The sequence below is a fragment of the Streptomyces nanshensis genome, assembly GCF_001751255.1.
Lineage (GTDB): Bacteria > Actinomycetota > Actinomycetes > Streptomycetales > Streptomycetaceae > Streptomyces > Streptomyces nanshensis_A.
On sequence record NZ_LJGW01000709.1, the window covers coordinates 1 to 10,312 of the forward strand.

Annotated in this window: 8 protein-coding genes; 2 read left to right on the forward strand and 6 right to left on the reverse strand. The window is 70.8% G+C overall.

What is annotated here, in order from left to right; all coding sequences use genetic code 11:
• The 3 genes from AN218_RS32520 to AN218_RS32530 form a co-directional block, all read right to left on the reverse strand.
• Positions 1-1,406: AAA family ATPase (locus tag AN218_RS32520; protein WP_420856046.1), on the reverse strand; the 1,406-nt coding region annotated here is incomplete at its 3' end.
• A 137-nt stretch (positions 1,407-1,543) separates the two neighbouring features.
• Positions 1,544-2,203, reverse strand: a complete 660-nt coding sequence (locus tag AN218_RS32525; RefSeq protein WP_070020619.1) for an NUDIX domain-containing protein — start codon at positions 2,201-2,203, stop codon at positions 1,544-1,546.
• A 1-nt stretch (position 2,204) separates the two neighbouring features.
• On the reverse strand, positions 2,205-3,842 hold the full coding sequence (locus tag AN218_RS32530; protein ID WP_107421635.1) for a CTP synthase: 1,638 nt from the start codon (positions 3,840-3,842) through the stop codon (positions 2,205-2,207).
• Between the two features lie 487 nt (positions 3,843-4,329).
• Between AN218_RS32530 and AN218_RS32535 the strand changes: the two genes are divergently transcribed.
• Complete coding sequence (locus AN218_RS32535) at positions 4,330-6,144, forward strand: glycoside hydrolase family 15 protein (RefSeq protein WP_070020624.1); 1,815 nt, start codon at positions 4,330-4,332, stop codon at positions 6,142-6,144.
• 226 nt (positions 6,145-6,370) lie between these two features.
• On the opposite strand, the gene AN218_RS32540 is transcribed toward AN218_RS32535, so the two are convergent.
• Positions 6,371-7,543: a beta-1,3-glucanase family protein gene (locus AN218_RS32540; protein WP_070020621.1), complete on the reverse strand. Its 1,173-nt coding sequence runs from the start codon at positions 7,541-7,543 to the stop codon at positions 6,371-6,373.
• On the reverse strand, positions 7,540-8,499 hold the full coding sequence (locus AN218_RS32545; protein ID WP_070020622.1) for a glycoside hydrolase family 16 protein: 960 nt from the start codon (positions 8,497-8,499) through the stop codon (positions 7,540-7,542). Before AN218_RS32545 ends, AN218_RS32540 begins: the two co-directional genes overlap by 4 nt.
• Before the next feature lie 109 nt (positions 8,500-8,608).
• On the opposite strand from AN218_RS32545, the gene AN218_RS32550 reads away from it, so the two are divergent.
• Positions 8,609-9,661, forward strand: coding sequence for a LacI family DNA-binding transcriptional regulator (locus AN218_RS32550; protein ID WP_070020623.1), 1,053 nt, complete (start codon positions 8,609-8,611; stop codon positions 9,659-9,661).
• A gap of 84 nt (positions 9,662-9,745) precedes the next feature.
• Here the strand turns inward: AN218_RS32550 and AN218_RS32555 are convergent.
• On the reverse strand, positions 9,746-10,312 hold a 567-nt coding region (locus tag AN218_RS32555), incomplete at its 5' end, for a glycosyltransferase family 4 protein (RefSeq protein WP_141747787.1).

The following is a 10,312-nucleotide window of genomic DNA, read 5'->3' on the forward strand; positions in this document are numbered from 1 at the left end:
GGCGAGCGGTGCGCGTCGAAGGCGCGGGACAGCGCGGCGATGAGGCGGCGTGCGAGACCGTCGAGCCTGCCGCCGCCCTCGGCGACCGCGAGCCGGGCGGCGGCGAGTATCGCGGGGCGCCGGGCCTCCAGCCACTCGCGGGCCTCCTGCCGGGTGGTGAAGCGGACGGTACGGGGCAGGAACGCCGCCCGACGGCGCGCCTCGGAGCCCTCCGGCTCGGTGACGGCATGACAGGCGCGCAGCCGCCGTACGGTCCGCTCCAGCATGCGGGCGCGGGCGAGCACCGTCTCCTCCGGGCTTTCGTGCTCGGCGAGTTGGGCGCCCAGCAGCGGGTCGAGACAGCGCGGCACCGCGTAGCAGCCGGGGGCGCGGGTGCTGCGGTGCAGCAGCCCCATGCGCAGGAACTCCTCCAGGATCTGCCGGGCCGCAGCCACGGGGCAGTTGGCGAGGGACGAGGCGGTGTGCGCGTCGACCAGTCCGTCCGGGGCGAGGGCGAGCATGCGCAGCACCCGTGCGGGCGTCCTGGTCAGCGACTCCGCGACGAGGCGGAAGGCGCGCTCCAACGGGTCGGTCACCGGCTGCTCTTGGAGCCGTTTCGCCGCGTCGGCCACGGACAGCTTCGGGCGTGCGGCGAGCCAGCCGCCCGCGAGGACGAGGGCGGCGGGCAGATGTCCGCAGGCCTCGGCGACGCGTTCGGCGCTGCGCGGGTCGACGGTCGTACGGTGCGGGGCGCCCGCCCGTGCCGCGAGCAGCGCGACGGCGGCCTCGCGCCCCAACCCGCCGACGGTGCAGGGCCGTACGTCCGGCACTCCGGCCAGCGGCCCGGAGGCCACGGCCACCACCAGACAGTCGCGGGTGTCGGGCAGCAGGTCGAGGACCTGCTCGGGCAGGGTCACGTCGTCCAGCAGCAACAGGGCGCGGCGGCGGCCGAGTTGGGCGCGCAGGGCTTCGGTCAGCTCGTCCTCGTCGGCTCCCGCCGGTACGGGGTCGGGGCCGAGAGCGGCCAGCAGATCGCGGGCGGTGCGCTCGGTCGGAACGGGGGTGCCGCCGGGGCCGGTCAGACGTGCCCGCAGCACGCCGTCGGGGTATGCGGCGGCAGCGCGGCGGGCGAACTCCCCGGCGAGCGCCGTCCGTCCGGATCCGGGCCGTCCCGCGACGAGCAGCACACGGCTGTGCGGGACGGGGCGTCCGGAGAGGGTGTGCAGTCCGGCCTTCTCCATGTCGGCCCGCATGGCGGCCAGTTCGCTCTCGCGCCCGTACAGCCGGGCGCCGGACCGCCGGCCGCTCTCCCGGCCGTTCTCCTCACCCTGGGCCCTCTCCGCCCCGCCGCGCTCCGTACGCCCCGCCGCGCCGCCGGGCGCCGCCTCCCCGTCCCTGCCCGCGGGCTGCGCCACTTGATCCGTCACGGGCCACGCTCCGTCCACCTGCGTCCGCGCTCATCGGCCCCCGCCGCCACCGCGACCGGGGACGCACAGAGCGTAGTTCACCGCAGGCAGCACCACGGTCCGCGTGCACCGCACGGGCCTCGGCGAAGGGCCGCGCGCTACGCCTCGAACGGCCGGGCGGGCCACGGCGCTTCGGCCGGACGCAGCGCGTCCAGACCCGGCCCGCCGCGTGCGGCGGTCAGCGCCAGCACGCCCACCACGAGGCAGTTGTTGTGCAGTTCGCCCGCGAGCACACCGCGTACGAGGTCGTCCACGGGCACCCGCGCAAGCTCCATGTCGGCCTCCTCCTCGGAGACTTCGAAGCGCTCGCCCTCGGCGACGCCGATCCCGCGCGCGAGGAAGATGCGCACGGCCTCGTCGGAGCCGCCGGGCGTGGTGTAGACGTCGGTGAGCACCCGCCAGTCCTCCGCCTTGACGTGCGCCTCCTCGTACAGTTCGCGCTGGGCGGCGTGCAGCGGGTTCTCGCCGGGGACGTCGAGCAGTCCGGCCGGGATCTCCCACAGCTTCTCCCGCACCGGGTGCCGGTACTGGCTGAGGACGAGCACCCGGTCCTCCGCGTCGAGCGCGAGCACGGCGACGGATCCGGGGTGCACCTGGTAGTCGCGGCGGACGACGGAGCCGTCCGGCATCACGACGTCGTCGGTGCGTACGCCGGTCTTCTTGCCCTCGAAGGGCAGCGCGGTCGCGCGGACCTCCCAGTGCTCGGGAGCGTCGGCGAGGTGCCTTCCGGGTGCCCCCGGCAGCGTGCCGTCCGTCATCTCAGCCCTCCTCCTGCTGCCGTGCGACCGCCGCCGCGACCAGTCCGGCGAAGAGCGGGTGCGGACGCGTCGGACGGGAGCGCAGCTCCGGATGGGCCTGGGTGGCGACCAGATACGGGTGCACCTCGCGCGGATACTCCAGATACTCCACGAGCTTGTTGTCGGGCGAGGTGCCGGAGAAGACCAGCCCCGCCTTCTTCTCCAGCTCGCCGCGGTAGGCGTTGTTGACCTCGTAGCGGTGCCGGTGGCGCTCCTCGACGTACGGCTCGCCCCCGTACACCTCGCGCACGATCGAGCCCTCGGCGAGCTTCGCCGGGTAGAGGCCGAGGCGCATCGTGCCGCCCAAGTCGCCCTCGCCCGCGACGATGTCGAGCTGCTCGGCCATCGTGGAGACGACCGGGTGCGCCGTTCCCTGCTCGAACTCGGTGGAGTCGGCGTCCTCGATGCCCGCCAGGCTGCGCGCGGCCTCGATGACGATGCACTGCAGACCGAGACAGAGACCGAGCAGCGGAATCCGGTTCTCTCTCGCGTACGTGATCGTGGAGAGCTTGCCCTCGACGCCGCGTTCGCCGAATCCCCCGGGGATGCAGATCGCGTCGCAGTCGCCGAGCTGTTCGCGGGCGCCCTCCGGCGTACGGCAGTCGTCCGAGGTGACCCATTTGACCTTCACCCGGGCGTTGTTGGCGAAGCCGCCGGCGCGCAGGGCCTCCGTCACCGAGAGATAGGCGTCGGGCAGGTCGATGTACTTGCCGACGAGCGCGACCGTCACCTCGTGGTCCGGGTCGTGGACGCGGCGCAGCAGATCGTCCCACTGCGTCCAGTCCACGTCCCGGAAGGGCAGGTCGAGTTTGCGTACGACGTAGGCGTCCAGGCCCTCGGTGTGCACGACCTTGGGGATGTCGTAGATGGACGGAGCGTCCTTGCAGGCGATGACCGCGGGCTCGTCCACGTCGCACATCAGCGAGATCTTCCGCTTGATGGAGCGCGGCACGTCCCGGTCGGCACGCAGCACGATCCCGTCGGGCTGGATGCCGATGCTGCGCAGCGCGGCCACGGAGTGCTGCGTGGGCTTGGTCTTCAGCTCGCCGGACGGGCCGATGTAGGGCAGCAGCGAGATGTGCACGACGAAGACGTTGTCCCGGCCGACCTCGTGGCGTACCTGGCGTACGGCTTCGAGGAAGGGAAGGGACTCGATGTCGCCGACGGTGCCGCCGACCTCGGTGATGACGACGTCCACGTCGTCGGTCGCCAGCCGCCGGATGCGGTTCTTGATCTCGTTGGTGATGTGCGGGATGACCTGCACGGTGTCGCCGAGGTAGTCGCCGCGGCGCTCCTTGGCGATCACGCTGGAGTAGATCTGGCCGGTGGTGACGTTGGCGGAGCCGTCGAGGTCCACGTCGAGGAAGCGCTCGTAGTGGCCGATGTCCAGGTCCGTCTCGGCGCCGTCGTTGGTGACGAACACCTCACCGTGCTGGAACGGGTTCATCGTGCCCGGATCGACGTTCAGATACGGGTCGAGCTTCTGCATCGTCACGCGCAGGCCGCGCGCCTTGAGCAGGGCTCCCAGGCTGGAGGCGGTGAGCCCCTTGCCGAGGGAGGAGGCCACACCCCCCGTGACGAAGAGATGCTTGGTCGTCATGGACGTGGGCGGCAAAGCCAAGAGGTGCTCCCGTGGTAGCGAGGTGAGGTGCGCACCGGGGCCCTGACCTCGCAGCGCGGCGGCGCGCAGCGGTTGTTCAGGGAAACCGTCGCTGCGGTTCGGGGGGCTGTCGTACTGGGGGATTCCGGGACGGATCCGGGAACTCCTGCCCCCCGCTCCACGGGCCACCAGGGTATCAGCGACGCTCCGGGGGCGGGCGGGGCCGTGTGTGCGACTGCGTCCGGAGTCACAGCCGGGCGGCTTCGGACGACGCCTTCCGGTCCCCTACGGTGAGGGTGCGGTCGCACCTGGTGAGCGGCTCCGCGCAAGCTCACCTTTTCGGCTCATCCGACCTGGAGAGAGCGCCGCACGGAGCCCTTCGCTCCGTCGTATCCTGCTCGGACGCTCGATCGCAGACGCGATTGAGATTTATGTGAATCCGCAGGTCATCGCACGTCCCACGGGGCGAGCCACAGTTCGACTGGAGATATACGTGGCTGGGCGCATCGAAGATTACGCACTCATCGGGGACATGCAGACCGCAGCCCTCATCGGCCGCAACGGCTCGGTGGACTGGCTGTGCCTGCCGCGCTTCGATTCCCATGCTGTCTTCGCGAGCCTTCTCGGTACGGGGGAGCACGGTTGCTGGCGGATCGGTCCCGCCACCGCCAAGGGCGCCGAACCGCCGCGGGCGGACCGGAGGCGTTACCGCGGTGACTCCCTCGTCCTCGAATCCGAGTGGGACACCCCTCGCGGCACCGTCCGCGTCATCGACTTCATGCCGCCGCGCGAGCAGCACGCGCCGCAGCTCATCCGGATCGTGGAGGGCGTCAGCGGAAGGGTGCCGATGCGTTCGGCGCTGCGCATGCGCTTCTCCTACGGCTGGGTCGTGCCGTGGGTGCAGCAGATCGAGGGCCGTACGGTCGCGGTCGCCGGGCCGGACTCGGTCTGGCTGGACACCGACGCCGAGACCTACGGCGAGAACCTCACGACGTACTCCGACTTCACCGTCGCCCCCGGGGAACGCGTCGCGTTCACCATCAGTTGGCAGGCCTCGCACAAGAGCCCGCCGGCCGAGCCGGACGCGGAGTCCTCGCTGGAGGCGACGGAGGAGTTCTGGCATGAGTGGGTCGACCACTGTACGTATCACGGCCCTTACCGCGAGGCGGTCGTACGCTCGCTCATCACGCTCAAGGCGCTGACGTACGGGCCCACGGGCGGCATCGTCGCCGCGCCGACCACCTCGCTCCCCGAGTGCATCGGCGGCATGCGCAACTGGGACTACCGCTTCACGTGGCTGCGGGACGCCGCGATCACGCTCTCCTCGCTGCTGCGCACCGGCTACCACCAGGAGGCGCTGGCCTGGCGGGAGTGGCTGCTGCGCGCGGTCGCCGGCGATCCGGAGAACCTGCAGATCATGTACGGCATCGCGGGCGAACGGGAGTTGAGCGAGGCCGAGCTCAACTGGCTGCCGGGGTACGAGAATTCGACCCCGGTGCGGATCGGCAACGGCGCCGCCGGGCAGCTCCAGCTCGACGTCTACGGCGAGGTCACCGAGGCGCTGCACCTGGCGCACATGACGGGCCTGTCCCGCAACGACTACGCCTCGCTGCTCCAGCTCAAGCTGATCGGGTATCTCGAGGACCACTGGGACGAGCCGGACGAGGGCATCTGGGAAGTGCGCGGCCCGCGGCGGCACTTCGTGCACTCCAAGGTGATGGCGTGGGTCGCCGTCGACCGCACGGTCAAGCTGATCGAGTCCGGGGACGTGGACGGGCCGCTGGACCGGTGGCGCGATCTGCGCGACGAGATCCACCGCGACGTGTGCGAGAAGGGCTACGACAAGGAGCGCAACACCTTCACGCAGTCCTACGGCTCGAAGGAGCTGGACGCCTCGCTGCTGCTGATCCCGCAGATGGGCTTCCTGCCGCCGGACGACAAGCGCGTCATCGGGACCATCGAGGCGATCCAGCGCGAACTGTCCACCGAGGACGGCTTCGTGATGCGCTATCCGACCTCGCAGGCCGAGGGCGACAACGTGGACGGGCTCCTCGGGGAGGAAGGCGCCTTCCTCGCCTGCTCGTTCTGGCTCGCGGACGACCTGGCGATGATCGGCAGGGTGGAGGAGGCGCGCAAGCTCTTCGAGCGGCTGCTCTCGCTCCGTAACGACCTGGGGCTCCTCGCGGAGGAGTGGGACTCGCGCCTCCAGCGCCAAGTGGGCAACTTCCCGCAGGCGTTCAGCCATGTGCCGCTGATCGACACGGCGCTGCGGCTGACCGCGTCCGGCGCGTACGGCGGCTGATCCGCACCTGCCCGCGCCCGCCGCGACCCCGGCGTACCCGTACGTGTACGCGTACACGTCGAGGTGTGCGCGGGTCCGCCCGCAGGAACGCATGACGCGACCACGCCCGCTGCCCGGCGACAACCGGCAGCGGGCGTGGCGGTGAGGGACGGGAACTCCCCTGGGCCGTGCGGCCCGGGGGACCCCCACAGGCGGGGGGTGGGGGGTGTCCCGCTGGCAGATTCCCTCAGAACGGGGTCAGCGTGAGCGTCAGTTCGCTGGCCCCGCCGTCCTCGATGTAGGAGGCGAAGCTGGCCACGTCGTCGAACGCGAAGCCGTAGGCCTTGCCGTCCTCGGTGGCGGCGTGCATGGCCTTGACGTACTCGTGGACGACGTCGCCCTTGTAGAACTCCGACTGGTCGGTGCCGGGCTGCTCGGCGTGCGAGGCGAGCGTGGACCGGTTGAACGCGGCGCCCACGATGGCGGCCACCGGACCGGTGGTGCCGTCGTTCGGCGCGGCCAGCTCGCCGTCGCAGAAGAGGATGTCCTTCGTGCTGGGCTTGTTGAAGGAGACCTCGCCGGGACCGGTGAAGGAGAGCTTGTCGCCGCTGACCTTGCCGGTGAACTTGCCCGCGTTGGTGGTGACGATCAGCTCCTTGCCGGAGTAGGTCTCCCACACCTTCTCGACGTAGTCGTCGAAGAAGCTCTCCGAGAACTTCCCCTCGCCCAGGCCGTGGCCGGGGGCGATGACGCGCTTGTCGTCGATCACCAGGTCGCCGAAGCCCTCGGCGCCCTTGACGGCCTTGAAGACCTGGTCGCGGCCGCCCTCCTTCAGGAAGCCGGTCTTCTGGTCCTTGTCGCCCTTGAGCTGGATGCCGAGCGGCACGCTGAACATGTCGACCATGGTGGTGTTGCAGTACATCGCGCCGTCCTTGTACGTGAACTCGGCGCAGTCGTGCATCACATCGAAGTTCGGGTCGCCCTCGACCCAGCCGGCCGGGTAGGCCAGCGCGGCCTTGCCGTCGTCGCCCTCGACCGCCTTGATCTTCAGCTTGTCGCCGCACGCGACGTAGATACGGCCGGACATCTCGGGGAGCTTGAGCGTCGTCTCCTCGCCGGAGAGCGGGATCGCGTAGTCCGTGAAGCCGTCGCCGCCGTTGTCGCCCGCGGAGACGGTCTTCATCTCGCCGTCGGGGGTGACGTAGACCTGGTTCGTGCCGTCGTTGCCGACGATGTACACGTTGATCGACTTGCTGTCGAACTCACCGCTCTTGTTGACGATCTTGAGCGACAGCGGCCCGGCGGCCTTCTTCTTCTTGGAGGCCGTGACACCGCCGGCCTGCGTCACGAGCAGTCCGGCCGCCGGTGCGGCGATGGCGGTCGCGGCCGCACCGCGGATGAGAGACCTGCGGCTGATCACTTGGAGGCACCTCCGGTGCTTTCGACGGACACGTAGTCCACGGTCAGGGAACCGCCGGGCTTGGTGGCGGCGGTGGGGGTCTGGGAGCCGGCGACCCCGTCGGGGAAGGCTCCGCCCATGGCCAGGTTCAGCAGGACGAAGTGGCCGTGGCCGGTGGCGTCCGACCAGGTCTTGGCGTCCATGTCCGACTCCTTGACGGAGTGGAACTGCTCGCCGTCGACGTACCAGCGCAGCTCTTCCGTATCGCCACTGCGGTCGAGTTCGATCGCGTACTCGTGGAAGTCGGACTTGCAGTCGCCGGAGCACTCATGGGATTCGCCGATGCCCTGCGTCTCCGCGCAGGGACCGCCGGGGTTGACGCCGCAGTGCAGCACCCCGTGCGTGGTGTTCTGGCCGTTGACGTTCTCCATGATGTCGAACTCGCCCACACCGGGCCAGTTCTGGTAATTGCCCCGGTACTCGTCGCCGAGCGTCCAGAACGCCGGCCAGTAGCCGAGCGCCTCGTCCCCGGAGACGTCCGGCAGCTTGAGGCCCGCCTCGATGCGCATCTTCCCGCCCTCGGGGGCGGCGAAGTCGGTGCGCTTGGTCTCGATGCGGGAAGAGGTCCAGTTGTCGCCGGACTTCAGCGCGGTGATCTTCAGATGTCCGTCACCGTCGAGCTGGATGTTGTCGGTGCTGTCGGTGTACTCCTGGATCTCGCCGGTGCCCCAGTTGTCGGGGCCGCCCGGGTAGCTGTGTCCCTTGTCGATGATCCAGTCGTCGCCGGAGGGGAGCGAGCCGGCGTCACCGTCGAAGTCGGCGCGCCAGACCTCTTCGAGGGCTGCGGCCTTCTTCTGCGTCCGGGCCTGGTCGCCGCCCTCGTCGGCGGACGCGTACGGGGCCACGCAGGTCCCGATGGCGGCGAGTGCCGCGATGCCGGCAAGTGCCCAGCGTCGTCTGTCGCTCTTCAAGAGCATGACTTACGCTCCTCGTTGGTGGGGGGTGAGAGCGCTCTCACGTCATGGGCAGCACAGTACTTCACGACACGCATTGGTCAAGACCTAGGTAAAGATAGAGGAGTTGTCTGTGCACACGTACCGGGGGTCCCGTCCGACTCTGGAGGCGGTCGCGGCCCATGCCGGAGTCTCACGGGCGACGGTGTCGCGGGTGGTCAACGGGGGTCGGGGCGTGCGGGCGGAGGTCCGCGAGAAGGTGCGGCACTCCGTGGAGGAACTGGGGTACGTCCCCAACAGCGCGGCCCGCACGCTCGTCACCCGGCGCACCGGAGCCGTCGCCGTCGTCATCGCGGAGCCGGAGAGCCGGGTCTTCGCCGATCCGTTCTTCGCCCAGCAGTTGCGCGGTATCAGCCGCGAACTGGCCGGACACGACACGCAGTTGCTGCTGATGATGCTGGAGCGGCAGAAGGACTACGCACGGATCGGGCGCTATCTGTCGGCCGGGCACGTCGACGGGGCGCTGATGTTCTCGCTGCACGGGGACGACCCGCTGCCGGCGATGGCCCTGCACAGCGGGCTGCCGGCCGTCTTCGGAGGCAGGCCCGGCTGGCCCGGCGCGGAGGACGACGAGGATCTGCTGTATGTCGACACCGACAACCGGAACGGCGCCCGGCAGGCGGTTGCTCATTTGCAAGAGCGAGGACGGCGCAAAATCGCCGTCATCAACGGCCCGTTGGACCAGACCTCAGCAGTGGACCGGCTGCTCGGCTACTGCGACGCCCTCGGCTGCGCGCTCCAGGACACCGACCCGTCCCTCGTCGCCCAGGGCGACTTCACCGCCGAGGGCGGCGAGCGCGCCATGGCCCGGCTGCTGGACTCCTCCCCCGACCTCGACGCCGTCTTCGCCGGGAACGATCTGATGGCCTCCGGGGCGCTCCGTACGCTGCGGGCGCGCGGGCTGCGGGTGCCCGCGGACGTGGCCGTCGTCGGCTACGACGACCTGGAGCCGGCCGCCTGGGCCGATCCGCCGCTGACGACGGTGCGCCAGGACGTCGAGGACATGGGAACGATGATGGCCGAACTCCTGCTGCGCCGGATCGGGTTGACCGACGAGACCGCGAAGACGGCGCCGCTCGCGCCCGTGGTCACACCCGCGACGCTGGTCGTACGCGAGTCGAGCTGAGCGGCTCGGGGCGGGACGGACGACGGACCGGGAGGGCTCCCGGAGAGCGCGAACGCGCATTGCGAACTCCCGGGCGGCGACGGGTCAGTGCAGGTTCGCGGACGTCAACTCGTCGTAGACGCTGAGCACATGGGCCGCCGTGGCCTCCTCCGTCGGCCACTCCGCCGCGCGCTCCCAGCCCCTGGCGACGAGCCGTTCGCGCCGCACGGGGTCGGCCAGCAGGCCGCCGACGGCCGAGGCCAGCGCGTCCACGTCGCCGTACGGGATCAACTCTGCGGCGCCGCCGACCAGTTCGGGCACACCGCCGACCGCCGTGGCCACCAGCGGCACCCCCTCGTGCAGCGCCTCCTGCGCCAGCAGCGGTCTGCCCTCCCAGCGGGAGCTGAGCAGCGCCACGTCCGCGCCGGCCAGCAGCTCGAAGGCGTCCTCGCGGCGCCCCAACAGCCGTACGGGCAGGCCCTCGACGTCGATGCGCCGCTGCAACTCCGCGCGCTGCGGCCCCTCTCCGGCGACGGCGAGCAGCGGCGCCGGGTCGCGGTGCCGCCAGGCGCGGGCGGCGTCCAGCACCGTCCCGTATCCGTGCCGCGCGTCCAGACGTCCGACGGAGAAGACCAACGGCCGCCCCACCGCGCCCACTTCGGCGCGCGACTT